22 protein-coding genes are annotated in these 24,389 nt (G+C 66.3%); 6 read left to right on the top strand and 16 right to left on the bottom strand.

Annotated elements, in window-relative coordinates:
* Positions 1–3 precede the first annotated feature (3 nt).
* The gene (locus tag BVU17_14850) at positions 4–378 is read left to right on the top strand and encodes a hypothetical protein (protein ID AUG48742.1); all 375 of its coding nucleotides are present in this window, start codon (positions 4–6) and stop codon (positions 376–378) included.
* Here BVU17_14850 and BVU17_14845 read toward each other — a convergent pair.
* The 3 genes from BVU17_14845 to BVU17_14835 are packed head-to-tail and all read right to left on the bottom strand — an operon-like array spanning position 375 to position 2,232.
* On the bottom strand, positions 375–1,103 hold the full coding sequence (locus tag BVU17_14845) for a cell division inhibitor (GenBank protein ID AUG48741.1): 729 nt from the start codon (positions 1,101–1,103) through the stop codon (positions 375–377). The two genes, BVU17_14850 and BVU17_14845, sit on opposite strands and share 4 nt — an antisense overlap.
* Positions 1,104–1,145: 42 nt before the next feature.
* Entirely contained in the window at positions 1,146–1,574 is a 429-nt protein-coding gene (locus BVU17_14840) for an HIT family protein (GenBank protein ID AUG48740.1), read from the bottom strand.
* Positions 1,575–1,608: 34 nt separating this feature from the next.
* Complete coding sequence (locus BVU17_14835) at positions 1,609–2,232, bottom strand: uracil-DNA glycosylase (protein ID AUG48739.1); 624 nt, start codon at positions 2,230–2,232, stop codon at positions 1,609–1,611.
* A gap of 84 nt (positions 2,233–2,316) precedes the next feature.
* Here BVU17_14835 and BVU17_14830 point away from each other — a divergent pair, with 84 nt between their 5' ends.
* Complete coding sequence (locus BVU17_14830; GenBank protein ID AUG48738.1) at positions 2,317–2,487, top strand: hypothetical protein; 171 nt, start codon at positions 2,317–2,319, stop codon at positions 2,485–2,487.
* An 87-nt stretch (positions 2,488–2,574) separates the two neighbouring features.
* Complete coding sequence (locus BVU17_14825; GenBank protein AUG48737.1) at positions 2,575–5,778, top strand: isoleucine--tRNA ligase; 3,204 nt, start codon at positions 2,575–2,577, stop codon at positions 5,776–5,778.
* Between the two features lie 114 nt (positions 5,779–5,892).
* Here the strand turns inward: BVU17_14825 and BVU17_14820 are convergent, their stop codons facing one another.
* The 3 genes from BVU17_14820 to BVU17_14810 form a co-directional block, all read right to left on the bottom strand.
* Positions 5,893–6,747, bottom strand: coding sequence for a ribose-phosphate diphosphokinase (locus BVU17_14820; protein AUG48736.1), 855 nt, complete (start codon positions 6,745–6,747; stop codon positions 5,893–5,895).
* 95 nt (positions 6,748–6,842) lie between these two features.
* Positions 6,843–7,643: a hypothetical protein gene (locus BVU17_14815; GenBank protein ID AUG48735.1), complete on the bottom strand. Its 801-nt coding sequence runs from the start codon at positions 7,641–7,643 to the stop codon at positions 6,843–6,845.
* A gap of 1 nt (position 7,644) precedes the next feature.
* Complete coding sequence (locus tag BVU17_14810; GenBank protein ID AUG48734.1) at positions 7,645–8,982, bottom strand: aspartate aminotransferase family protein; 1,338 nt, start codon at positions 8,980–8,982, stop codon at positions 7,645–7,647.
* 177 nt (positions 8,983–9,159) lie between these two features.
* Between BVU17_14810 and BVU17_14805 the strand changes: the two genes are divergently transcribed.
* The 3 genes from BVU17_14805 to BVU17_14795 all read left to right on the top strand — a co-directional run bounded on the left by BVU17_14805 (position 9,160) and on the right by BVU17_14795 (position 15,115).
* Positions 9,160–11,280, top strand: a complete 2,121-nt coding sequence (locus BVU17_14805) for a nitrate reductase (protein ID AUG48733.1) — start codon at positions 9,160–9,162, stop codon at positions 11,278–11,280.
* Positions 11,281–11,600: 320 nt separating this feature from the next.
* The gene (locus BVU17_14800; GenBank protein ID AUG48732.1) at positions 11,601–12,923 is read left to right on the top strand and encodes an MFS transporter; all 1,323 of its coding nucleotides are present in this window, start codon (positions 11,601–11,603) and stop codon (positions 12,921–12,923) included.
* A gap of 425 nt (positions 12,924–13,348) precedes the next feature.
* Entirely contained in the window at positions 13,349–15,115 is a 1,767-nt protein-coding gene (locus BVU17_14795; protein ID AUG48731.1) for a ferredoxin--nitrite reductase, read from the top strand.
* Between the two features lie 262 nt (positions 15,116–15,377).
* On the opposite strand, the gene BVU17_14790 is transcribed toward BVU17_14795, so the two are convergent.
* The 10 genes from BVU17_14790 to BVU17_14745 form a co-directional block, all read right to left on the bottom strand.
* On the bottom strand, positions 15,378–16,733 hold the full coding sequence (locus BVU17_14790) for a branched-chain amino acid ABC transporter substrate-binding protein (GenBank protein ID AUG48730.1): 1,356 nt from the start codon (positions 16,731–16,733) through the stop codon (positions 15,378–15,380).
* A gap of 171 nt (positions 16,734–16,904) precedes the next feature.
* On the bottom strand, positions 16,905–17,549 hold the full coding sequence (locus BVU17_14785; protein AUG48729.1) for a chemotaxis protein: 645 nt from the start codon (positions 17,547–17,549) through the stop codon (positions 16,905–16,907).
* A gap of 197 nt (positions 17,550–17,746) precedes the next feature.
* Positions 17,747–18,205 (bottom strand): AsnC family transcriptional regulator, encoded by a 459-nt coding sequence (locus BVU17_14780; protein ID AUG48728.1) that lies wholly within the window; start codon positions 18,203–18,205, stop codon positions 17,747–17,749.
* A gap of 9 nt (positions 18,206–18,214) precedes the next feature.
* Positions 18,215–18,580, bottom strand: a complete 366-nt coding sequence (locus BVU17_14775; GenBank protein AUG48727.1) for a transcriptional regulator — start codon at positions 18,578–18,580, stop codon at positions 18,215–18,217.
* Complete coding sequence (locus BVU17_14770; GenBank protein ID AUG48726.1) at positions 18,573–19,901, bottom strand: ammonium transporter; 1,329 nt, start codon at positions 19,899–19,901, stop codon at positions 18,573–18,575. Before BVU17_14770 ends, BVU17_14775 begins: the two co-directional genes overlap by 8 nt.
* 339 nt (positions 19,902–20,240) lie before the next feature.
* Positions 20,241–20,723, bottom strand: a complete 483-nt coding sequence (locus tag BVU17_14765; GenBank protein AUG48725.1) for a hypothetical protein — start codon at positions 20,721–20,723, stop codon at positions 20,241–20,243.
* A complete protein-coding gene (locus tag BVU17_14760; protein ID AUG48724.1) occupies positions 20,720–21,976 on the bottom strand; it encodes a hypothetical protein in 1,257 nt (418 codons plus the stop codon). Before BVU17_14760 ends, BVU17_14765 begins: the two co-directional genes overlap by 4 nt.
* On the bottom strand, positions 21,973–22,500 hold the full coding sequence (locus BVU17_14755; GenBank protein AUG48723.1) for a hypothetical protein: 528 nt from the start codon (positions 22,498–22,500) through the stop codon (positions 21,973–21,975). Before BVU17_14755 ends, BVU17_14760 begins: the two co-directional genes overlap by 4 nt.
* Positions 22,497–23,210, bottom strand: coding sequence for a hypothetical protein (locus BVU17_14750; protein ID AUG48722.1), 714 nt, complete (start codon positions 23,208–23,210; stop codon positions 22,497–22,499). Before BVU17_14750 ends, BVU17_14755 begins: the two co-directional genes overlap by 4 nt.
* Positions 23,211–23,312: 102 nt before the next feature.
* Positions 23,313–24,293 (bottom strand): delta-aminolevulinic acid dehydratase, encoded by a 981-nt coding sequence (locus BVU17_14745; protein ID AUG48721.1) that lies wholly within the window; start codon positions 24,291–24,293, stop codon positions 23,313–23,315.
* Positions 24,294–24,389 lie beyond the last annotated feature (96 nt).

Here is a 24,389-nt window from a genome sequence, read left to right as displayed (position 1 = left end):
CCCATGACGACGTTTCTGCTCGCCACCGGCTCCGTCCACGTCACCGCGGCCGCCGCCGACTACCTCCAGGACCGGCTCGACCCCGGAGCCGACGACGAAATCGTCGTGGTCGCCGTCCGCGACCCCGACGCGCCGTCCCGCGACGCCGGTGACGCCGTCAACGTCGCCCGCTCGCGGCTCGCGGCGTTCGCGCCAACGACAGAGACGCGAGAGGGCGAACCCGCCGCGGAGCTACTGGCGGCCGTCGACGAGCACGACCCGGACGAACTCGTCGTCGGCCCCCACCGCGGGACCGACGACAGCGACGGCGTCGGCTCGACGGCCGCGGAGCTGTTCGCCCGGGTCGACCGCCCCGTCGTCGTCGTTCCGCTCCCCTAGCGAGAGAACAGCCCGTCGTCCTCGAAGGTCAGGCCGAGGTCCGTATCGAGTAGATCCTCGGTCATCGCGGCGACGGCCGGCGCGACCTCGGTATCGGGGTCGGTCGCGAGCGGCCTGGGCGCGGCCGCTCCGATGTGACCCACCGTGTGTGCCGCGTCCTCGATTGGTTCGGCGTCGTCGCCGGCCACACGGGTCGCGACGACGGCCGTGGCCGGCGCGCCGATGTCCCGCAGCCGGCCCCGCTGTCTCGGGAGCAGGTCGCTGCCCCGCTGGCTCGCCGGCACAACGAGCGCCCGCCGCTGTGCGGTCGTGACGGCGGCGACGGCCGGGTTCGACGCGACCGGGGGCACGTCCAGCAGGACGTGGTCGAACCGACCGGTCAACTCCTCGATGGCCCGTTCGAGCGCCTGTGCGCTCTCGGCGGTCTTGGCGCGGGCGAGGCGCTCGAAGGGCGCGTGGGCCGGACAGAGCGCGACCCGCCCGTCGGCGTCGATATCCCACTCGAACAGCGCGTCCTCGACCGGCGCGTCGCCGACCGCCACCGCGGTCACGTCGGCGTCGAGTCGCCCGTCGACGTACGTGGCCAGCCCCTGCGTCCCGAAGGCCGCGTCGACGACGGCAACGGACCGCCCGCCCCGGGCCAGCGTCGCCGCCGCCTCGACTGTCAGTCTCGTCGTGCCAGCACCACCGGTACACCCAACGAACGCGAGCGTCGGAACCCCCATGCGTCGCTGTTCGACTACCTTTCGGTAAAAAGATACGGAATTTTAGTCTCGCTGGGCGACGATGTCGCTCTCGATGGCGTCCAGTTCGTCCTCGGAGAGGTCGGGCCGGTCGGTGACCAGCGCGTGGATGGGGCGGCCGCCATCATCCTCGAACCGCGGGACGATGTGGCCGTGGACGTGGGGGACCTCCTGACCGGCTTCCTCGCCGTTGTTGAACGCCACCGTACTGGCGGGGGCGTCGACGGCCGCCTCGACGGCGGGGACGAGTTCGTGCAGGGTCGACATGACCGCACCCGCTACGTCGGCGGGCGTGTCGTTCAGCCGCTCGTGGTGGGCCTTCGGGATGACGAGCGTGTGACCCGGCGAGAGGGGGTTTGCGTCCAGAAACGCCAGCACGGTGTCGTCCTCGTAGACGGTGCGTCCGGGGATGTCGCCGGCGACAATCTGACAGAAGATGCAGTCCTCGCTCATGGTCGTCCCTGCGTCCGGCGGTCACATGAAGGTTCTAGGTGTCGGCGACACCGGCCACCGTCTCGGCGATGGCGTCGACGTACTCCGTGCGGTCGTAGCCCAGTCGCGAGAGCCACACCTCCTGATACGAGGGGTGGAGCAGCGGGACGACGGGGACGCCAAGCGCCTCGCTCCGCCGGGGGTCGAGCACGCTATCGAGGAACCCATCGAGGGACGTGTCGTCGAGGGACAGCACCGTCTCCGTGGCGTGTCTCCCGGTCGTCACGACCGCCGCCGGCTCCACTGCCTCGACCTCCTCGACGAGGTACGGCCGGCAGTTCGCCAGCTCCGCGTCGGTGGGGTCGCGGTTCTCCGGCGGGTGGCACTTCACCGCGTTCGTGAAGTAGCAGGCGTCGCGGCCGTAGCCGGCGTCGGCGAGTATCTGCCGGATTTTCCGGCCGGAACGGCGCGAGGTGTAGGCCAGCCCCGTCAGGTTGCCGCCGCGCCAGCGTTCGGCCTCCGGGTCGCCCTCGGCCGGGGCTTCGCCGACGACCACGAGAGCGGCGTCCAGGGGGCCGTTGCCCCACGAGATGCAGGTCCGGCTCGCGGCGAGTTCGGGACAGCGCTGGCAGTCCGCGGCGAGGGCGTGTCTGGCCTCGTCGTCGGGGAACGTGGGCACACGCGAGGCCAGGGCCGTCGGCGGCAAAGCGGTGGCGGTCGCTACCACAAGACGTTTGCCGCTGGTGGCCGCCACAGCGCGTGTATGCCCTCCTACGAGTACAAGACGCTCGACGTCGACACCGGCATGTTCGGCGGCAGCAGCGTTCCCGTCGACGAACTGAACGACCTCGGTGCCGACGGCTGGGAAGTCGTCGCGCCGATAACGGAAAACAGCGGCCAGACCGCCGGGTTGCTCCTCCAGCGCGAGCGCTGACCGGCGCCGCGAGGCCGGCGGCCCCGCGGTCTGAACGGCACACACACAATCGATTGTCCTTTATTGCCGGCGGCGGATGGAACGGGTATGGAACGTTTCGCCGCTGTCGACGACCAGTACGACCCCGAGGACGTCGAGGAGGGGGTCTTCTCCTACTGGGACGACGTCGACGCCTACGAGCAGACGAAGGCCCACCGGGCCGACGGCGAGGACTACTTCTTCGTCGACGGGCCGCCCTACACTTCCGGCGCGGCCCACATGGGGACGACGTGGAACAAGACCCTGAAGGACTGTTACATCCGCTACCTGCGGATGCAGGGCTACGACGTCACCGACCGGCCGGGCTACGACATGCACGGCCTCCCCATCGAGACCAAAGTCGAGGAGCGCCTGGACTTCGAGAACAAGAAGGACATCGAGCGCTTCGGCGAGGAGAACTTCATCGAGGAGTGCAAGGACTTCGCCGAGGAGCAACTGGAGGGCCTCCAGTCGGACTTCCAGGACTTCGGCGTCTGGATGGACTGGGACGACCCCTACAAGACGGTCAACCCCGAGTACATGGAGGCCGCGTGGTGGGGCTTCCAGCAGGCCCACGAGCGCGGCCTCGTCGAGCAGGGCCAGCGCTCCATCAATCAGTGCCCCCGCTGTGAGACCGGCATCGCCAACAACGAGGTCGAGTACCACGACGTGGGCAAGCCCTCCATCTACGTGAAGTTCGACCTCGCGGACCGCGAGGGCAGTCTGGTCATCTGGACGACGACCCCGTGGACCATCGTCGCCAACACCTTCGTCGCCGTGGACGGCGACCTCGACTACGTGGGCGTCGACGCCACGAAAGACGGGGAGACGGAGCGTCTCTACGTCGCCGAGGCCTGCGTCGAGGGCGTGCTGAAGGCCGGCCGCTACGACGACTACGAGGTCGTCGAGGACCTCACCGGCGAGGAGATGATCGGCTGGGAGTACGACCACCCACTGGCCGAGGAAGTGCCGGACCACGCCCAGGGCGAGGGCTCCGGGCAGGTGTACACCGCCGACTACGTCGAGGCCGACCGCACGGGACTGGTCCACTCCGCGCCCGGCCACGGTGAGGAGGACTTCGAGCGCGGGCAGGAACTCGGTCTGGAAATCTTCTGTCCGGTCGGCTCCGACGGCGTCTACACCGAGGACGCGGGCAAGTACGCCGGGACCTTCGTCCGCGACGCCAACGACGATGTCATCGACGACCTCGACGACAACGGCCGCCTGCTCTCCAGCGAGGAGGGCCACACCGTCCGCGAGGGGCAGTGCTGGCGCTGTGACACCGACATCGTCCGCATCGTCACCGACCAGTGGTTCATCACGGTGACCGACATCAAAGAGGAACTGCTCGAAAACATCGAGGACAGCGAGTGGTACCCCCAGTGGGCCCGCGACAACCGCTTCCGGGACTTCGTCGAGGACGCGCCCGACTGGAACGTCTCGCGTCAGCGCTACTGGGGCATCCCCATCCCCATCTGGTTGCCTGAGGACTGGTCCGGTGACATGGACGACGCAATCGTCGTCGGCGACCGCGAGGAACTCGCCGAGCGCGTCGACCAAGACATCGACCCCGAAAGCGTGGACCTCCACAAGGGCACCGTCGACGACCTCACCATCACCGAGGACGGCACGACCTACACCCGCGTCGGCGACGTGTTCGACGTGTGGCTCGACTCCTCGGTCGCGACGTGGGGGACCGTCGACTACCCCGAGCGGACCGAGGACTTCGAGGAACTGTGGCCCGCCGACCTCATCATGGAGGCCCACGACCAGACCCGCGGGTGGTTCTGGTCCCAGCTGGGTATGAGTACCGCCGCGACGGGCGAAATCCCGTACAAGCAGGTGTTGATGCACGGCTACGCCAACATGCCCGACGGCCGCGGGATGTCCAAGTCGAAGGGCATCTTGGTCGACCCCCACGAGGTCATCGACAAGCACGGCCGCGACCCAATGCGGCTGTTCCTGCTGTCGGTGACCGCCCAGGGCGAGGACATGAACTTCTCGTGGGAGGAGACCGCCGAGATGCAGCGCCGGCTCAACATCCTCTGGAACGTCGCCCGCTTCCCGCTGCCGTACATGCGGGCTGACGACTTCGGCCCCGAAGAGACTACCGTCGAGGACGTGCGCGACGACCTCGAACTCGTCGATGAGTGGGTCCTCTCCCGTCTGCAGAGCGTCGAGGCGGCGATGACCGAGTCGATGGACGACTTCGAGAACGACAAGGCGGTCGACGAACTGCTGGAGTTCGTCGTCGAGGACGTCTCCCGGTTCTACATTCAGGTCGTCCGCGAGCGGATGTGGGAGGAGGAAGACAGCGACTCCAAGCAGGCCGCCTACGCCACGCTCTATCGCGTGCTGGAGGAGGTCGCGGCCCTGTTCGCGCCGTTTACCCCCTTCGTCGCCGAGGAGATATACGAGGCGCTCACCGGGGAATCGGGCCACCCGACGGTCCACATGTGCGACTGGCCCGAGGCCGACGAGGACCTGCGCGACCCCGCCCTCGAACGCGAAATCGAGGTCGTCCGCGAGGTCGAGGAGGCGGGGTCGAACGCCCGCCAGCAGGCCGAGCGCAAACTCCGCTGGCCCGTCACGCGCGTCGTCGTCGACGCCGACAGCGACGACGTGGCCGACGCCGTTCGCGCGCAGGAGGCCATCATCGCCGACCGACTCAACGCCCGCGCCGTCGAAGTCGTCGGCGCTGACGACGAGTGGGGCGAACTCCAGTACTCCGCAGAGGCCGACATGAGCGAACTCGGCCCGGCCTTCGGCGACGACGCCGGCCGCGTGATGAACGCGCTCAACGAGGCCCGCGTCACCGAGCAGTCCCTCGATACCCTCGAAGGCACAGTCTCGGAAACGCTCGACGAGGACATCGACCTCACCGAGGCGATGGTCGAGTTCCGCCGCGAGACGCCCGACGGCGTCACCGGCACGGAGTTCGCCGCCCTCGACGGCGGCGGCGTGGTCTACGTCGACACCGCGCTCACCGAGGACATCGAGAGCGAGGGTTACGCCCGCGAGGTCATCCGCCGGGTTCAGGAGATGCGCAAAGACCTCGAACTGGACATCGAGGCGCGCATCGTCGTGGACCTCAGCATAGACGATGAGAGGGTCTCCGAACTGGTTCGGAGACATGAAGACTTCATCAAAAACGAGGTTCGTGCCGATGAGTTAGACGGCGTCGAAGATGGCCACCGAAAGACCTGGCCGGTTGAGGGCGTAGAGATGGAGATCGCGATTGCTCCGGTCGCGGCTGCCGAAGCGTCTGATTAGAACAGCACGCGACCAGTGGGCAGGCTCGACGCAGGCGCGCGGCGAGTAAGAACAGTCGCGAGCCATACTGGCTGCTGAAGCATCGGGGTAATGCACCCCTAAAACAGAGTGTGACTACAACTGGTCTGCGACGACCGGGGCGGCGCTGACCTCACTGACGGCGCGTTCGAGCGTGTCCGTCCCGTAGACGGCCTCGACGCCGGCGCTGTTGAGTTTCGTCAGGGCGTTGCTCGCCAGCATTGGGTGGACGCAGGTGACGAACACCCGCCGGGCGTTCCGCTCGTCGAGGACCCCGACGGACTCGCTCATCGTCGACCCGGTGGCGATGATGTCGTCGACAAGCACCACGTCCCGGCCCTCGACTGGCGCGTCGCTCGGTCGGATTTCGATGTCGCCGGTGTCGTAGTCGCGGTCCTTCTCGAAGAAGTCGGTCTCGCCCTTGCCGTAGGCGTCCCGGACCGTTCTGGCGAGGCCGATCGCGCCCTCGTCGGGCGAGAGAAAGAGCGGGTCGTCGAGGGCGTCCGGCAGCGGGTCAGCGAGGACGCTCGCGGCGTCGACGTGGGCTGCCGGCACATCGAAGAAGTCACAGATGGCCGGCTCGTGGGGATTCACCGTCACCACGCGGTCGGTTCCGGTCGAGATTGCGCTCGCCATCGCCCGCGAGGAAACCGGCTCGCCGGGCTTGAACGCCTCGTCTTGCCGGGCGTAGCCCATGTAGGGGAGGACGGTGACGACCTCGCTGGCCCCGCTCTCGCGGGCCGCGTCCTGCAACTGGAGCACCTGTACGTGGGCGTCGCTGTCGACGGTCGAGGCGACGACGACGGCCCGCTCGCCTGAGACCGCCTCGGGCACGCGGACGACGTGCTCGCCGTCGGGGAACCGCTCGTACTCGACCCGTCCCAGCCGCTCGCCGGTCGCCTCGGCGAGAGTCGCCGCGAACGCCTGCGTGTCAGCTCCGGGGATAATCATGTGCGGTGGGTGGCTGCCCGGGCTAAACCCTGTTTCGGTTCTGTAAGCGGGTGTGGCGCGTCAGACAGGCACGCGGCCGATTAGTGCTGTCGGGGTCAGACCACGGCGACGCCGACGACGTCAGGGACGCCCAGCGAGCGCTGTCGCCAGCCGCCCTGACCGTCGGCCGTAGCCTCGGCTACGGTCGCCACGAGGAAGGTCCCGTTCTCGGTGATGGCGTAGGTGTCGTCGCCGTGAACCACGTCGACCACGCGCTCGTCGACGGGGAGGGCACACGGCTCCCAGCCCCCGTCGGTCAGTTCGTACAGCCCGTCCGCCGCGGCGGCGTGGACGCGCTCGCCGTCGGCGGCGACGGCCCGGTGGCTCCCAGACCGGACCTCGGTCCACGCGCCGCCGTCTCGGCGGTAGAGCCCGCTCTCGGTCGCGGCGTAGTCGCCGGCCACGTCGGTCGCGTCGGCCAGTCCCAGCCGGTCCAGCGACGGCAGGGCGTAGACGCCGTCGGCCGCGGCCAGCAGGTCGCCGTCGATGGCGCGGACGCCGTCGACGGCCCCGAGGTCGGTCCACTCGCCGTCGGCGTAGCGGGCGACGCGGCCGTCGCCGGCCGCGAGCAGGCCGGTCTCGTCGTAGCCGACGGCAGTGGCCGGCCCGAACCCGGTCGGGACGAAGCCGTCGTCGGTCGACACGAGCACGCCGTCGTCGGTGGCGACCGCGACCTCGCCGCTCGCGCCGGCCACGTCGCGAGCGGTACAGCGCTCGCTCAGGCTGAACCGGCCTATCTGGCCGCCGGCGGTCTCGACGCGGGTGACGCCCAGTCCCGACGCGACGTACGCGTGGGTCTCCGGGCGCTTCTCCCCGTACATCCGCTTCTCGGAGAGTGCGATGTCGTCGTCGCTCACCTCATATCGCCTCTTTGTATGCTTCGAGCGCATTCTCTATGTCTTCACCTGTGTGGGCATCACAGATGAACTGTGACTCGAACTGGTTCGCCGTGAGGAACACGCCCCGGTCTTTCATCGCGGGCCAGAACAGCCGCTCCCACCGCTCGGTCTCGGCCTGTGTCACCTCGCCCCCGGTCTTCGGGCAGTAGTCGAAGCGAGGGCAGGACTCCCGCTGTTGGCAGCCGGCCTCGCAGTGCCCCTCGAAGGTGTCCGGCCCGTCCCGGGTGAAGATGACCTTGAACATCGAGTCCCGGCCCACGACGGTGTACTCGGGGGCCTGGTCTTCGAGGATGTCCTGCAGGCCCGCCCGGAGGCGCTCGCCCAGCGCGTTGACGTGGTCGTATACATCGTGTTCAGCCGCATACCGAAGCGTCTCCAGCCCGGCGGCCATCGTCACGGGGTGGCCGGAGAACGTGCCCGACTGGAACACGTCGCCGGCAGGGGTGAACTGCTCGATGATCTCGCTTTTGCCGCCGATTGCCCCGACCGGGAAGCCGCCGCCGACGATCTTCCCGAACGTCGTGATGTCGGGGTCGATGCCGAACGCGCCCTGGGCACACTGGAGGCCGCCGACGCGGAAGCCGGTGATGACCTCGTCGAAGATCAGCAGCGAGCCGTGGGCGTCACACAGGTCCCGGAGGGTCTCGTGGTAGCCCTCGACCGGGTGGACGATACCGTAGTTCCCGAGGATGGGTTCGGTCAGCACCGCGGCGATGTCGTCGCCGTGTTCCTCGAACACCTCGCGGACGGCCGCCTCGTCGTTGAACGGCACGGTCAGCGTGTGCTCGGCGAAACTCTCGGGGATACCGGGGCTGGAGGGGGCGGTGTGGTCGCCCTCGCCCTCGACCAGCGTGGACTCCTGTGCGCCGTGGTAGCCGCTCTGCATCACGACGATTTTGTCGCGTCCGGTGTAGCCACGAGCCAGTCGGACCGCCGAGACCGTCGCCTCGGTCCCGCTGTTGACGAACCGCAGCATCTCGACGCTGGGGACGTGCCGGGTGACGAACTCGGCCAGTTCGACCTCGACCTCGGTGGGCGCGCCGTACATCGGCCCCTCGGCGGCGTGTTGCTGGATGGCCGACTGCACCTGGTCGGGCAGGCTGTGGCCCAGCAGGAGCGGGCCATAGCCCATGACGAAGTCGATGTAGCGGTTGCCGTCGGCGTCGACGACGTGTCCGCCGTCCCCTTTCTCGACGAAGAACGGATAGGGCCGCGTCGCTCGCACGGAGGAGTTGACGCCGCCCGACAGCACCGACAGGGCGCGGTCGTACAGCGCTCGTGACTGCTCGTGGTTCATACCTCGGCGTTTGGCCGCTGTCAGAAAGAAACTGTTGTTACCTGGCGGTGCTATCGATCTAGCGGACGGATGTCACATACTCACTGGTGAAATAAGTATTTCGTAAAGAGTCACTGTTATACAGTGTGTGTTCGTCTATTCAAATACGACAATGACATCCGAAACAACTGCAATATTATGGAAAAATGGACAAACAGGCGTCTGGATGGCGCGTGGGTGGCTGTGAGCGACTGGGTGCCAACGACGTGTATGCGGTGTGCGGTTGGCTGTGGACACATGCACCAGGGCGCTGACGAGGGCTACGGCATTGACGCCGCCCGCGGCGACGCCGCCCACCCGGTCAGTCAGGGACTCGCCTGTGCGCGCGGTCTCCGGGAGAGCAAGGCCCCTGACGGTGAGTGGCTCACACGGCCGATGGTCCGCAGCGGTGGGGAACTCCGCCAGACTCAGTGGGACGTGGCGCTGTCTCGCGCGGTTGAGGGACTTCAGGCCGCCTCCCAGCAGGACCCTGACTCAGTCGCCGTACTGGGCAGCGGCCAACAGACCAACGAGGCCGCCTACGCGCTGGGGAAGGTCGCCCGCGGCGGCTTCGGGACGCGCAACTACGACGCCAACACGACCCTGTGCATGGCAAGCGCCGTCACCGCCTACTACCAGGCCTTCGGCAGCGACGCGCCACCCTGTACGTACGCCGACATCAGTGACGCCGACCGCCACGTCATCTGGGGGGCGAACCCGGCGGTCGCCCACCCCGTGATGTTCCGCTGGATTCAACAGGCCGCCGGCGAGGACGGCGTCGAAATCATCGTCGTCGACCCCGTCCGTTCGGAGACCGCCGAGAACTCCGAACACCACGTCGCGCCCGCCCCCGGCAAGGACCTCGCGCTGGCCAGGGCTGTGCTCGCCCGCATCGTCGAGACAGGGCGGGTCGACCGCGCGTTCGTCGACGCGGCGACGGAGGGCTTCGAGGACCTGCTCGCGGCCCTGCCCGACGCCACGGATGCGGCCGCCGAGGCCGGCGTCGACATGGCAGACGTGGACCTGCTGGCCGACGTGATGGACCAGCGGACGCTCGTCTACTGGGGCATGGGCATCAACCAGCACGTCCAAGGGACCGAGACCGCCCGGGCGCTCATCGACCTGACGCTGGCGACGGGGAACCTCCGTCCCGGCGGCGGGCCGTTCTCGCTGACCGGCCAGGCCAACTCGATGGGGACCCGCATCTGCTCGTCGAAAGGGACCTGGCCCGGTCAGCGCGCTTTCGAGGACCCTGACCACCGCCGCCTCGTCGCCGACCACTGGGACGTGCCCGTCGACCGCCTGCCCGACGACAACGGCCCCGGTCCCGTCGGGATGCTCGAAGGCGAGCCAGAGGCCGTCTGGGCCGTCGCCACCAACCCCGTCGCCGGGATGCCCGAGGCCGAGAGCGTCCGCGAGACGCTCGAAGACGCCTTCCTCGTGGTGCAGGACGCCTTCCACACGGAGACGACCGAGGTCGCCGACGTGGTCCTGCCCGCCGCGACCTGGGGGGAAAGCGACGGGACGACGACGAACATGGAGCGGACCATCTCCCGCGTCCGGCCGGCGACCGACGTGCCAAGCGGCGTCCGGCAGGATATCGACATCATCGCCACCATCGGCTCGCGGCTGTTCCCCGGCCTGTTCGAGAGCACGTCGCCGGACCCGTCGGCCGTTTTCAACGAGTTCACCGCCCTCACCGAGGGGACGGTCGCCGACTGCTCGGGCATCACCTACGAGCGTCTCGACGAGAACCACGCCGTCCGCTGGCCCGCGCCCGACGGGGAGAGTTCGGGCGGCTACCGCTACTACGACCGCGACGCGGACGACAGCGAGTTGTGGTCGTTCCCGACCCCCTCCGGGCTGGCGCAGTTCTCGACGGGCCGCCAGGGGTCGCTCCCGGAACCGACCGACGAGGACTACCCGCTGACCCTGACCACCGCCCGCGAGGCCGACGGGTACAACACCGGCGTCCGGTCCCGCGGGGGTGAGGCCGGGTCGCTGGTGGCCCGCATCCACCCGGAGACAGTCGAGGAACACAGCAGTCTCGTCGACGACGGGACACTGACCGTCGAAACGCGCCGCGGGTCCGCGACAGTCGCCATCGACCGGGACGAGGGCGTCCCCCGCGGCATGGTGTGGCTCCCGATCCACCACCCGGCGACGAACCGGCTGACGCTCTCGGACCGGGACCCCCAGTCTGACGAACCGAATTTCAAACAGTGTGCCGCCCGCCTCGCTGCCCCTGAAGCTGAACTGCCCCCGGCCACGGCCGATTGAACCGATAGCAGGCGCACTTCCGATATCTCGACGACACGCGCTTTTCCAGCGATGTTCGAATTAATCAAAATATGTCCAATTATTCCCCTGTGTGCTGGGCGTTCAATGTCCTTAAACAGGGGATATCCGATGATATATTTGCGGTCTATCCATTCTGAGGGATGAGAATAGCCGTTCTGTAAAGGGTTACTGTTATTAAATGGTGGGACTTTCGAACTTCATGTACTGATGTGGGCACACATCCAAAATAAACTCGGATTGGTGGACAAAAAATCGGCAATAACTCCAAATAGCGCGCAGTCCGTAATCGGGGTGTCAGTATGGGACTGATCAAGATGACGAAGTACCGGACGCTGTTGCTGGCGACCATCGGGTTCAATTTCTCGTTTCTCATCTGGTTCTCGTTCGCGCCGTTTACCGGCCCGATGGCCGAAGAGTTCGGGCTCACGACCGCGGAAATCGGTATCCTCGCCAGTTCGGCTATCTGGATGGCACCGTTCGGACGGATGCTCACCGGGTGGCTCTCCGATAAGTTCGGCGCGCCAGCCATCTTCGCCATCGTGTTGGCCTACGTCGGCGTGTTCTCGATAGGGAGCGCCTTCGCACAGGACTACTCCGTGTTCTTCGTGCTCCGGCTCATCGTGGCGACGGCCGGCATCACGTTCGTCATCGGCATCCAGCACGTCGCCGAGTGGTTCGAAGAGGAGAACCTCGGCCTGGCGGAGGGCATCTACGCCGGCGTCGGGAACGCCGGTGCCGCCGGCGGGGCGCTCATCCTCCCTCGCGTGTTCGGGACCGACTGGAGCGGGCCGCTGTTCTCGACCAACTGGCGGGCCGCGTTCTTCTACACCGGCATTGTCTCCATCCTCCTCGCAATCGCCTACTACACGCTGGGCGAGGCTGCGAAAAGCGAGGCGAAGCGTCAGGCGACCAAGGAAAACACCAACTTCAAGGGCTGGCTACACACGGCCACGCGCTACGGCACCGTCGTCCTCGCCGCCGCGTACATCATGTCCTTCGGCCTCGAACTGTCGATGAACGGGTGGCTCGCCACCTACTACCGCGAGGCATTCAACCAGGACAACCTCGTCATCGCCAGTACCTTCGCGGCGACGTTCTCGATTGCCGCGGGCCTGCTCCGGCCCTTCGGCGGCTACGGCAGCGACCTGCTGGCCCGCAAGGAGAAGAACATCCTGCCCTTCTTCGAGGGACAGTACCGCGAGCAGTGGACGTTCCTCGGGCTCTGTTTCATCGTGGTGATGATGTTCGCAATGACGCTGGCCGGCCTCTCCGGGGTCCTGATGAACGCCGTCGTCGTCGGCTTCCTCGTGGGCACGGGCTGTGCTTGGGCTGAAGGCGCCATCTTCGCGCAGGTACCGGCGATGTTCCCCAACGACTCTGGCTCAGTTGCGGGCGTCGTCGGCGGCGTCGGCACCGTCGGCGGCATTGTCTACCCGCTGTTTTACTCCGCGCCGTGGCTATCGAACCTCCACATCGGGTACTCTGTGACTGCTCTCACCATGCTCCCCATCGTCGCGCTGTCGGCGTGGGTGTTCCGGCCGGAGATCGCGAAAATCGCTAACACGGCCGGGTTTGTCCGGAGCACGCAAGAAGGCACTACTGTCGCCTCCGGCGACGACTGACGCCTCGCCTGCTGTCCCTGCTGCATTCTTTCATTTTTCATGTTAACTAGTGTCACGCCTACTGCGTTGCGTCCCGCAGTCCGTCGGTTCGGCACGCGCGACCGACACCCCAGTTCTACGGGTCCAGCCGACTCGGACGAACTATTTTCCGCGAGCGTCTCCGAAGGACAACTCCGGTACCGGACCGGACAACCGCCTGCAGTCCCTCGGTTTTCCCGTTCCAGCGGTGTGGTGTATAACCTCTTTAAACACCTCCTAGACGGTATAATTCTGGACGGCTGTTTTCGAAGCCCACTTTACTCTTTATTTCTTTAACGATTAGGGTTATAAGCAATCAAGCTGAGTAATTAGACGTAGATTAGCGGACATTCAGATATATATGGGCGATAAAAAACCACATACAGCAAGAACAGCGGGGCGAGAAGATGGCGCATAAAAAAGAGGAGTACAAAGCGGAGCTGTACGGCGACGAGGTACGGGAGAAGCTGGAGGAGTTCGCCGAGCAGGGCTGGGCGTCCATTCCCGAGGACGAACGCGAGAAGTGGTTCTCGCGGTTCAAGTTCTGGGGCGTGTTCCACCACCGCGGCGGCCAGGAGTCGTATTTCATGATGCGGCTGAACAACTGCGGCGGCGTCCTGGAACCGGACCAGCTCCGGGCTATCGGCGAAGTCGCCCGCGACTACGCGAAAGGACCGGCCGAGAACCCCGAGTTCGGCAACGGCTGGATAGATTTCACGACGCGCCAGTCTATCCAGCTACACTGGCTCAAGCTCGAAGACGTCCCCGAGATATGGGAGAAACTCGAAGCCGTCGGCGTCTCCTCGCGCTCGGCCGGCGGGGACACGATGCGGAACATCTCCGGCTGTCCGGTCGCCGGCAAGGCCGAGGAGTTCGTCGAGTCCCGCCCGATTCTCGACGAGATTCAGGAGACCATCCGCGACGACAACGACCTGGCCAACATGCCCCGGAAGTTCAACATCTCGGTGACGGGGTGCAAACAGGGGTGTGCCCAGGACAGCATCAACGACATCGGGCTGGAGCCGGCCCACAAATTCATCGACGGCGAGGAAGTCGAGGGGTTCAACGTCCGCGTCGGCGGCGGCCTTGGCGGCCGCGAGCCCCGCGAGGCCCGCCCGCTTGACCTGTTCATCCGGCCCGAACACGCCGTCGAGACCGTCCGGGCGTTCGTCGAGTACTACCACGAGGAAGGCAACCGTCAGAACCGCTCGAAGAACCGCGCGCGCTTCTTCGTCGACGAGCACGGCACCGACGCCATCCGCGAGGCGCTCGACGAACAGCTAGACTTCGAGTTCGAGACCGCCGGAACCGACTTCCGCGGGGAGTACACGTACAACGCCGGCAAACCCACCGAATACGGTGCCCACGACCACGTCGGCGTCTACGACCAGAAAGACGGCAAGAACTACGTCGGGCTCTCGGTGCCCGTTGGTCGGCTCTCCGCCGAGGACGCCATCGAACTGGCGGACCTCGCCGACGCCTACGGCTCCGGCGAGGTGCGGCTGACCCGCCGCCAGAACCCGCTCGTCATGGACGTGCCCGACGACAAGCTCTCGAACCTGCTCAACGAGCCGCTGCTGGACAAGCACACCCCCGAGCCGAACCCCTTTGTTCAGGGCGCGATGGCCTGTACCGGCACGGAGTTCTGCTCACTCGCGCTCACCGAGACGAAAGCGCGGATGGCGCGCCTGCTCCGCTGGCTCGGCGACAACGTCGACGTGCCCGACGACGTGGACCGCATCAAGATGCACTTCTCGGGCTGTACGGCCGACTGCGGGCAGGCGATGACTGCGGACATCGGCTTACAGGGGATGCGCGCCCGCAAGGACGGCCAGATGGTTGAAGCCGTCGACGTTGGCGTCGGCGGCGGCATCGGTTCGGAGCCGGCGTTCATCGAGTGGGTTCGCCAGCGCGTCCCCGCCGACGAAGCGCCGGGCATGATAAAGAACATCGTCGAGGCCTACGCCGCGTTGCGCTCAGAGGGCCAGACCTTCCGCGAGTGGGTCGACGCCACCGGCCACGAGACAATCGTTGAACTGGCCGAACCCCACGAGGTCGAGGGGTACGAAGACCCCTGCCTGGCCGACGGCAAGCAGTCGTGGTACCCCTTCGACGACGGCGACAGCCCCGCCCCGACCGACGCCGAGGGCCAGCCGATTTCGGCGGACGACTGACCATGGCTGAGACAGACTGTCCGACCGACAACGCCGACGACGATCAGCCAGAATCCGCGGTTGCGGGGTTGGATACGACGCGGCACCGGAGCTACTGGAGTGACGCAGCCTCCGGCTCCGAACAGCCGGATGTGCTGACGTGACCTGCCCGTTGCAGGGCGCGTCCGTCTGCCTCTGACAGTTGGGGACTGCTTGCGTCCAGTTCCCGCTCGCTTCTCCGCTTGCCGTATTTTCCGGTGTACAGTAACGTCACGCTCCGGCTCTAGTCCCCGTAGTCGCCGAGTTCGCACTCGGCGGCCGGGCCGCCGTCACAGTCGTATCCGACCGCTTTCGTGACGCTGAGCAGATCATAGAACCGACCGAGGGACTGCTCAGACTCGGGCAGCCCCTCGACCACCGGGACGCCACGCTGGGCCTGATGGTCACAGCGCCGCATCGTCTGGCTTCCCAGCCCGACCGAGTATTCGTGGCCTTCCAGTTCTCGGATAACCGCTGGCGGATAGAACGTGCCGGCCCGCTCGACGGCCGCGGCGAACTGGAGCGTCTGTGCGTAGGCCAGATGGGCCACGCCCGAGGGCCGCTGTCCGTTCCCGTACTCCGCGGTGAAGGCGTTTTTGAACGCATTGGAGAGGTCAGACGAGACGCTGGTGTCCCACGCGACCGTCCCGACGACACCATCGAGCGCCGCCGAGGCGTTCTGTGCCACGATACGGTTGTACAGCGGCACCACAATCCCCACCTCGTCAGGGAGTATTTCCTGAGCTGTTGTCAGCGAGTTCGCGGCGTCGAGTCCGTAGTGGTCGAGGAAAACGACCTCCGCGCCCGCGTCCCGGGCCCGTTTGAGTGGTTCCTCGTAGTCTGTCGTCCCGAGACGTGTCGGGATGCTCGTGAGTTCGACCCAGCCACTCGACGTGAAGAAATCGCGAATCGACGACTCCATCGTTTGCCCCCAGTTGTAGTCCGCGTAGATCTGGACGTACTCGGCGTCTCGGCCGAACCGTTCCTTGAGCGCCGGAATCAGCGCCTGTGCGGTCATGTACGCGTTGAACATCTCTCGGAAGCTGTAGCGGACACAGGCGCTCCCCGTCGTGTCGTTCGAGTGCGTCAGACAGCACATATACGGGACTTTCCGGGCCTGTGCGACCTTCTGCTGAGCGATGGCGACGGAACTGGACGAGCCGCCGGAGAACATGATAACATCGTCCTGCTTGATCATCTCCTCGGCGTTAGCCGTCGCGACATCCGGTTTCGTCTCCGTGTCTGCAGTGACGTACTCGACGGTCTTTCCGAGCACGCCGTCGCCGCTGAGTACGTCAAAGGAGCGTTGCCCGACCCAGCCGCCGCCCTCGTTGAGATGGGCGACAGCGAGTTCGTACCCCCGGAGCTCGTCGCGTCCTTCGGCGGCGTAGGTCCCGGACTGCGGGACGTTGAAGCCGAACGTCACCGTGTCGCCGTCGACCGGATAGTTCCCGAGCGGTGGGTGTTCTGGTGTGCTTTCGGCTCTCGAACCCCCGCCCTGGCATCCCGCCAACCCGGCGAGGCCCGCGGTACCGACCCCACCGGCAAGCTGTAGTAGCGACCGCCTATCAACCGCTGCGCCCCCACTTTCCAATCGCATACCAGCTGTTTTGATGATAAATATATATAATACTTATTTCAGTAGAAAAGGGTAACCAATTGGCACAGGCTGACTGGTCTCAGGAAGTAACAGATGGTCACGCATCGCTATAGCGGTTACAGCAACACTGGAGACGATACGAAATGGGGAAGCAGAGATAGCGTGTCGCTCTCAGTCGAGAATGTCGCTGGCTTCGGTGTCGACCGCCACGTCGGTGTCGAGGTCGATATCCTGAATCAGCGCGACGAGGTCCTCCAGTTCCGGGAACGTGTACACAGTCATCCCGAGGTCACCGTCGTCGACGGTGATACGCGAGTCGACGACGAACACCAGGTCGGAGTCCGGCCAGCCGCCCATTTTGTCGATGATGCCGTCAGCCGGTCCGAACACGAAGTTCGGCGTCCCCATGTCGATGGTCGTCTCCAGCACGTTGGCCCACCCGTCGATGAACGCGGAGGTCATGATGTTGCCGATCTCCTGCATCGCTGATCGTTCCATGTCGGAGAACCCCTCCCCCTCGCTTGGCTCACCCATTCCACCCATCATCGCGCTGGCCATCCGCTTGCTGTCGGCCGGGTCGAGCAGGAACAGGACGTATCCGTAGGGCGGTTCGTTCAGTTCGACGTAGATGCCGACGCCCTTGTCGTCGCCGATGTGTGTTTTGACGTCCTCGATGTCGAGAAAATTGATCTGTGAGGTCCGAACTGTCGCGTCGAGGCCGGTCAACTGGCCGAGGTTATCCGCGACTGTCCCGGACCCCTCCTTTGCCATCTGATTGAAAAGGTCCAGCTTCCGCACGTCGACTTTCAAGCCCATATCTTCTGGAGCGGCGCGAGCGGCTTAACGCCACCGCTGGGAGCCACGCTCACCAGCGGATAGGGGCTGACAGCCATCTGCTGCCGGTCCCACAGGGTACCGGGCAAGAAATGCAGCCACTACGGACACATTCCCGTTGCACCTCGTAGCGTGCCGTCCCGTACTGAACTAGCAGCGAAAACAGGACCGCCGGCGCCTCAGACGTCAGTTCCGTCGACCGGGAACTGCTCGTGTTCACACACCGTGTTCAGTACGACTGATGTCGAGGCGGAGCGGATGTCCTCGTCGGTGAGCAGCGTCTTTATTCGCTCGTTCATCGACTGCGTGTCGGTGAACTTCCCGACGGCCACGATGTCGTGGTCGCCGGTCACTTCGTAAACCGCCACCATCTCGCGTCGATCACGTAACCGGTCTACCACCCGTTCGAGCCCGTCGCCCTCGACGGAGAGCTGGAACACGGCAGTCACGTCGTAGCCCAGCGCCCCGTAATCGATGTCGACGGTGTATTCGTCGATCACACCGGTCGACTCCAGGTCGTCCATCCGGCGGGATACCGTGGTCGCCGCGATGCCGGTCGCAGCGGCGACATCACGGGCGCTCGCACGGCCGTCCTGGAGCAGTGCGTTTACTACCTGTCTGTCGGTATCATCGACCATCTCGTCCGCTCAGACTGCCTCTGGGCCTTCTTTGCCGGTTCGGACCTGATAGGCGTTGTCCACGGGGAGGACGAATATCTTGCCGTCACCTTTCTCGCCAGTGTGGGCACCGTCGGCGATGGCGTCGACGACATCCTCTGCGGGGATGTCCGCGACCACCGTCTCAACTTTGACCTTCTGGTGCAGATCGACGACGTACTCCTCACCGCGCCACTGCCCCTTCTTCGCGGGCTGTGAGCCGCGGCCGGAGACGTTCGTCACTGTCAGCGAGGGCGCGCCGACCTCGGCGAGTGCTTTCTTCACGTCGCCGAGTTTGTCCGGTCGAACCATTGCGACTACCATCTTGATTTCGGAGTCGTCGGTTTCGTCAGTCATCTTTGGAACCTCCGTCAGTACGCACACTCGGATTCACTTTACCACCATCGGCGACAACGCTTTCGCCGCCACCGAACTCGGGGTAGGTCTCGACGCCGTGTTCGCTGACGTCCAGCCCTTCCTGCTCGTGTTCGGGCGTAACTCGAGCCTGGCCGGCTGCCTTGAGGCCGTACCAGATGAGGCCGGTGGTCACAATCGTCCAGCCGGCGATAACGGCGACACCAACCACCTGCACGGCGAGGGCGCTGCCGATAGAGCCAACGGTGCCGGAGGTTGCGACAAGTGGGTACATGATCGTGCCCAGCACACCGGCACTGCCGTGGACCGGGAACACAGCGCACACGTCGTCAATCTTCATGCGGTTTTCTATGAAGCTGAACACAATCGGAAGCTGACCGCCAGCGAGGACGCCGACGATGAGTGCGCCCCACCAGGTCGTGGTGTCGGGGATGGCCGTGATACCGACCAGCCCGGCGAGCAGCCCGTTTGCGACGTACAGCGTGTCGACTTTGCCGGTCTTCAGCCACGCGACCAGTGCGGCACCGATTGCGCCCATCGCCATCGCCACGGTCGTCGTCATCGCAACGCGACCGACCGTTGCGAAGGCACCGAGCGCGAGTGCGCCGTCTTCAACGACAAAAACACTCGCTGCGGTCCCGACGTTGAACCCGTACCAGCCGAAAGCAAGGATAAGCGTCCCCAGCACGGCGAAGGTCATCGAGTGACCCGGAATAACGTTCGCAGAGCCGTCCTCGTTGTACCGGCCCATGCGCGGACCCAGCACGTAGGCGGCCGTGAGACCGGCGATACCGCCCATACCGTGGACAATCATCCCACCGGCGAAGTCCTTGAACACGACACCGCCGAGGCTGATGTGGGACCCGGCCCACGTGAGCCCGGTCACGACGGGGTAGATGACTGCGGCCAGCAGGAACGTGTACGTGATGTACGCACGGAGCTTGGCTCGGCCAGCCACCGCCCCGGAGACGATGGTTGCCGCCGTCATCGCGAAGACGGCACCGAACAGCCACCCGACGTAGTCGTTTGCGGCCTCAGCACCGAACGCCGGCGCGAAGGATCCGGACCCGACGAGCGACGAGATGCCGGACCCAATGAGGAAGAACACGACAACTCCGACCGACCAGGTCAGGAGGTTCTTCGTTAGCTGGTTCGCGACGTTCTTCGAACGCACCTGGCCCGCCTCGAGCATGGCGAAGCCTGCGTGCATGAAGAAGATCAGGAACGATACTGTAAGGACCCACAGGAGGTTGACACCTTCTGCGAGTACGTTCGGGTCAACTTGTAGTGCGGTGTAGCTCATTTCTAGTTCACCTGTTTCGTTTTGTTATCTACTGCCGGCTGCATGTCCAACTTTCTCCCATTATGGCTCAACTTCTTCAACTCTTTCACGAGAATGGCTCTGGTAACAACACTACATAAGGTTTGCCTTTATGAAAACGGAAATTAGAGGGGATCTGGTAGACGACCGTCCAAATTATGGTATGATATTATGGATATAAGGTTGTTCTCCGTAAAGAAAGTCCGTATATGTGTACTGGAATTTTGGACGTTTGTCGACCCCAGTTCCGGCCACAGGGGGCCAAATAGGCCGTTTTTGCTTGCGCGCGCTCTCAGCTATCCGTACACACTGCTCGGCCGGTCATCGCCTGAGCGCCGCGGTAAGTGCGATTGCGCCCAGCACGACGCTTGCCAGCGCCAGCGGCGACAGCGGCGGCACGTCGAGCTGAAAGAGCAGCGTCGTCACCACGACGCTCGCCCCGACAAGCCCTGTCGTTCCCGCGACATGTGTGAGCTCGACGGGCGTCCCGGGCGCTGTCCCGAGGTCTGCATAGAGGTCGGTTGCCGCGTGTGCGAACGTCCAGGCCAGCACCGTCGCGCCGCCGGCGACCAGCACCGTCGTCGTCGTTGCTCCCTGCAGGGCGGCCACTAACAATGCAAGGAACAGCGACGCGCTGGCGAGGTCGATCAGCCGCCCGGACTGAATTAGCTGCCCGCCGGCGAGCAGCACCACGCCAACGAGGGCAGCAGCGGTCGAGACCGCACTGATGCCGGCGACGAATAGCGTCACGACACCCGCCGCCAGTGCCGCACCGCCACAGACGAGCCCGGTTCGGTACGTCATCGGCCACCTCGCAAGGCCCGTTCAGTGACCTGCTCCAGCGGCTCCGTTGCGGGCCAGTCGTGGACGGCGATGCCGGCGGCTCGCAGCCGACGGAGCCGTTCGCGGCGTTCGAGTCGGGCTAACCGGTGGCCTGCCGTATCCGTCGCGGTCGGGTCGGGACTCAGGACCGTCACCGGGTGACCGCTGGCGGCGAGTCGGCGGACCAGGGCCTCGCTGTCGTCGTCACACAGTGGGCCGAGGAAGACGACGTTCGCCGCCGTCGGCAACTGTGCGATGAGCTTCGTCGTATCCGGTGTTCGGGTGACCGATGTCGCGGCGAACGCGCGGTCGGTCCTGAGCAGGGTCCGGGCCTGCTGCTGATGGGCAGCGCTCGTGCCCGGTGCGAGCCACGCGCCGTGTGGCGAGTACGCCGCGACGCCGACCTCGTGGCCGTCCTCCGGGAGCCCCTCGACGAGGGCGACGGCGGCCATCGTCGACCGCTCGACAGCCGTCTCGGCGTCCGGTCGCGGGGCCAGCGCGGCGGCCGACCTGGCGTCGACGACGACCACGACCGTCGCCGACTGTTCGCGCTGGAACTCGACGGTCCGAAGGTCGCCGGTGCGAGCGTACTGGTTCCAGTCAACGCGGGAGAGCGGGTCGTTCGAGCGGTGCTCCCTGACCGCGTAGAAGGAGACCCCCTCGCCGCCCTCGTCGACGGGCACTGTCCCGGGTCGGCGGGCCACCGCCGGGACCAGCGGCAACAGCGCCGAACTGGCCGGCTGTTCCCAGGTGACGGTGTCGGGCTCGGCCGTAACGGACGTTCGCCGGGCGACGACGCCGACAACGTCCCTGACGACGACCGTCGCCGGATCGAACACGCAACGGTCGGTCCCGCCGGTAATCTCGTAGGTGATGGTCGTCGACGCGCCGGGGCGTAGCGCCGTTCCCAGCGACGCCGACCCTTCGACCACGCGGACAGAATCCGGTACGCCGTCGGCGAGCCGGAGGTCCGGAATCGTCCGCGACCCGTCGTTACGGACCGTGAGCGCCACGGTGACCCGCTCGCCGAGTGCGGGTTCTGTCGGTGTGATGGACCGCTGTATCGACACGTTCGCGGCGGGCGGGACGGCGACCCGGTCGTACGCGCTCAGCGTGACGCCGAGCCCGCCCAGCAACACGAGCGCGGGGACCTGCCCCACCAGCCCGACGCCGACGGCGACCAGCGCGGCCCCGGCCAGCCCGAACCAGCGGCCGGTGCGGTGGACCTCGCTCATCGCTCCTCGTCGCGCCGCCGGAGTTCGGCCGTCGCGTGGGCGACGCGCCGCTGGAACGGACGGATACCCGAGAGCCACCCGGACAGCCGCGCCCGGAGCGATATCGGTGTCCCGTCGAACAGTTTCTGAGCCGGCTCCCTGTCCGTCCACGCGCCGGACCGGAGCGCGTCCGCTGCCTCGTCGGGAGAGAGCCCGTCGCGCTGGAGGACGGTGACAGCAACTCCCTCGACGCGCTGCCGGATGGCTTCCTGTCCGGCTCCACCAGCAAGCGCCTCGTCGATATCGTCACCGGGGACCGTGACGTACTGGCTATCGGTGTCGGGCAGCGCCACGCCGCGTTCGCTGTCGAGGGAACGAACGAGGAGTGCGAGGAGCGCGACGCCTCCGGCGAAGACGGCCACCGCGAGGATCGGGAGGTCCGAGACAGCGCCCGAGGGCAACAGCGGCGCGCCGAGCGCGGCGAGGCCGAGGCCGATGGCTGTCGCGACGAGGCCGAGCGCCAGCGGAAGCCGGCGCAGTGTCACGCCTTGCCCTCCCCCGCGGACCCGTCGGCGTCTTTGTCCGCAGAAGGCATCTCGTCGGGGCTCGCCGCGATATCGTCCGCGTTGTCGGCGGCTCGTTCCAGCGCCGCACGGGCTTGGGACTCCAGGTCAGCGTCCGGCCGCTCCCGGCCGTAGCGAACCCGTTCGAACACTGACCGGAGCGAGGCGACGGCGTCTGGGTCGGCCCCGGCCGCCGTCGCGTCCGCCTCGATGTCCTGCGGGGACGATGCATCGTCGTCCACGGTCACCGCATCTTCGAGGGCGGCCCACGCGCGGTACACGTCGTTGGTCAGGGGCACGTCGATTGCAGCCGCGCTATGCGAGGGGGTCTCCGCGGATTCCGCGGTTCCGACGGCTGGCGTTTCGCCGCCCGTCTCGTCGATTGTCCGGCTCTGGCCGGCCAGTCGCCAGAGAACCACGAGCCCGACTGCGAGGCCAACGGCGAGCGCACCGACTGCCGGGGCGGGGACACTCGGCAGCAGCGCGCGGGCACCGTTCTCGCTTTCCGGCGGGTCGATGCTACCGGGCGGGTCACTGAGGCCCTGTCCGTCGGGGTTGTCAATCTGGCTGTCGTCCCGGGTCATCTCCGCCTGGTCGGATCCGGTGGCGGCGTCGAGGCTCGCAGCGCCGACGCTGAACGACAGCAGCGCAATCGCGGCGACAACCGCCACGAGGAGGGACTGTCGCTGCATACAGCCACTCCGCCCCTGGTACATGAATAGGTTAGGGACCTGCCCTTCGGTGGAACGCTCACGGGCGCGGTTCGAACGGGGACACGCCGCGACCGGTCCCGCTCAGAGTTCGTCTGCGAGGTCCTCCGCGAAGTAGGTCAGAATCAGGTCCGCACCGGCGCGTTTGATAGACAGCAGCGACTCGTAAGCAACTGATTCGAGGTCGAGCCAGCCCTTCTCGGCGGCGGCGTGGAGCATCGCGTACTCGCCGGAGACGTTGTAGGCGGCGACGGGGTGGTCGTAAGACTCCCGGATCTCCTTGACGATGTCCAGATACGGCAGGGCGGGCTTGACCATCAGCACGTCTGCGCCCTGCTTGACGTCGAGGTCGACCTCGCGGCGGGCTTCGCGTGCGTTCGCGGGGTCCATCTGATAGTGGCGGCGGTCGCCGAAGGCCGGCGCGCCATCGGCGGCGTCCCGGAACGGCCCGTAGAAGGCCGACTCGTACTTCGCGGCGTAGCTCATGACGGGCACGTCGGTGTCGCCTTGGGCGTCCAGCGCCTCCCGAATCGCGCCCACCATCCCGTCTATCATGCCCGATGGCGCGACCATGTCGGCCCCGGCGGCCGCGTGGCTCGTCGCAATCCGCTGTAGCAGGTCGAGCGTCTCGTCGTTGCACACCGTCAGCCGCGGGTCCTCGGCGGCGTCGTCTTCGAGGACGCCGCAGTGGCCGTGGTCGGTGTACTCACAGAGACAGACGTCCGTGATGACGTAGGCGTCGGTTTCGCTCGTGATGCGGCGCGTGGCTTCCTGAACGACGCCGTCTTCGGCCCAAGCGCGGCTCCCGCGCTCGTCTTTCGACTCGGGGACGCCAAACAGCATCACCGCTTCGACGCCGGTTTCGAGAATCTCCTCAACGCGGCCGGCCGCTTCGTCGACCGGGACACGTTCGTGGCCCGGCATCGTCTCGATGGGGACCCGTTCGTCCGTCGTCGCGTCGACGAACACCGGGGCGATGAGGTCCGACGCCGAGAGGTCCGTCTCGCGCACCAGCGGGCGCACGCCGTCGGTCCGCAGGCGGCGCGGGCGCTGTGTCAGGTTCATACCGACTGTTCCGGCCGTCCGCGGCATGAACCCACCGCTTGCGGCGGCGACTGCGTCCTCGGCGACGGGACCCGGGACCGTGTGACACGTTCCCGT

Source organism: Haloarcula taiwanensis (assembly GCA_002844335.1).
GTDB classification, from domain to species: Archaea; Halobacteriota; Halobacteria; order Halobacteriales; family Haloarculaceae; genus Haloarcula; species Haloarcula taiwanensis.
The sequence above is the reverse complement of the archived record's forward strand: the minus strand, read 5'-3'. Positions and strand labels throughout refer to the sequence as shown.

What these genes read in the sequence shown, in the direction of transcription:
- BVU17_14825 (AUG48737.1), top strand. Translation starts at nt 2,575, where the DNA reads ATGGAACGTTTCGCCGCTGTCGACGACCAGTACGACCCCGAGGACGTC.
- BVU17_14845 (AUG48741.1), bottom strand. Translation starts at nt 1,103, where the DNA reads ATGGGGGTTCCGACGCTCGCGTTCGTTGGGTGTACCGGTGGTGCTGGC.
- BVU17_14775 (AUG48727.1), bottom strand. Translation starts at nt 18,580, where the DNA reads ATGACTGACGAAACCGACGACTCCGAAATCAAGATGGTAGTCGCAATG.
- BVU17_14745 (AUG48721.1), bottom strand. Translation starts at nt 24,293, where the DNA reads ATGAACCTGACACAGCGCCCGCGCCGCCTGCGGACCGACGGCGTGCGC.
- BVU17_14805 (AUG48733.1), top strand. Translation starts at nt 9,160, where the DNA reads ATGGAAAAATGGACAAACAGGCGTCTGGATGGCGCGTGGGTGGCTGTG.
- BVU17_14765 (AUG48725.1), bottom strand. Translation starts at nt 20,723, where the DNA reads ATGACGTACCGAACCGGGCTCGTCTGTGGCGGTGCGGCACTGGCGGCG.
- BVU17_14785 (AUG48729.1), bottom strand. Translation starts at nt 17,549, where the DNA reads ATGGGCTTGAAAGTCGACGTGCGGAAGCTGGACCTTTTCAATCAGATG.
- BVU17_14850 (AUG48742.1), top strand. Translation starts at nt 4, where the DNA reads ATGACGACGTTTCTGCTCGCCACCGGCTCCGTCCACGTCACCGCGGCC.
- BVU17_14780 (AUG48728.1), bottom strand. Translation starts at nt 18,205, where the DNA reads ATGGTCGATGATACCGACAGACAGGTAGTAAACGCACTGCTCCAGGAC.
- BVU17_14795 (AUG48731.1), top strand. Translation starts at nt 13,349, where the DNA reads ATGGCGCATAAAAAAGAGGAGTACAAAGCGGAGCTGTACGGCGACGAG.
- BVU17_14800 (AUG48732.1), top strand. Translation starts at nt 11,601, where the DNA reads ATGGGACTGATCAAGATGACGAAGTACCGGACGCTGTTGCTGGCGACC.
- BVU17_14750 (AUG48722.1), bottom strand. Translation starts at nt 23,210, where the DNA reads ATGCAGCGACAGTCCCTCCTCGTGGCGGTTGTCGCCGCGATTGCGCTG.
- BVU17_14830 (AUG48738.1), top strand. Translation starts at nt 2,317, where the DNA reads ATGCCCTCCTACGAGTACAAGACGCTCGACGTCGACACCGGCATGTTC.
- BVU17_14810 (AUG48734.1), bottom strand. Translation starts at nt 8,982, where the DNA reads ATGAACCACGAGCAGTCACGAGCGCTGTACGACCGCGCCCTGTCGGTG.
- BVU17_14790 (AUG48730.1), bottom strand. Translation starts at nt 16,733, where the DNA reads ATGCGATTGGAAAGTGGGGGCGCAGCGGTTGATAGGCGGTCGCTACTA.
- BVU17_14760 (AUG48724.1), bottom strand. Translation starts at nt 21,976, where the DNA reads ATGAGCGAGGTCCACCGCACCGGCCGCTGGTTCGGGCTGGCCGGGGCC.
- BVU17_14770 (AUG48726.1), bottom strand. Translation starts at nt 19,901, where the DNA reads ATGAGCTACACCGCACTACAAGTTGACCCGAACGTACTCGCAGAAGGT.
- BVU17_14840 (AUG48740.1), bottom strand. Translation starts at nt 1,574, where the DNA reads ATGAGCGAGGACTGCATCTTCTGTCAGATTGTCGCCGGCGACATCCCC.
- BVU17_14820 (AUG48736.1), bottom strand. Translation starts at nt 6,747, where the DNA reads ATGATTATCCCCGGAGCTGACACGCAGGCGTTCGCGGCGACTCTCGCC.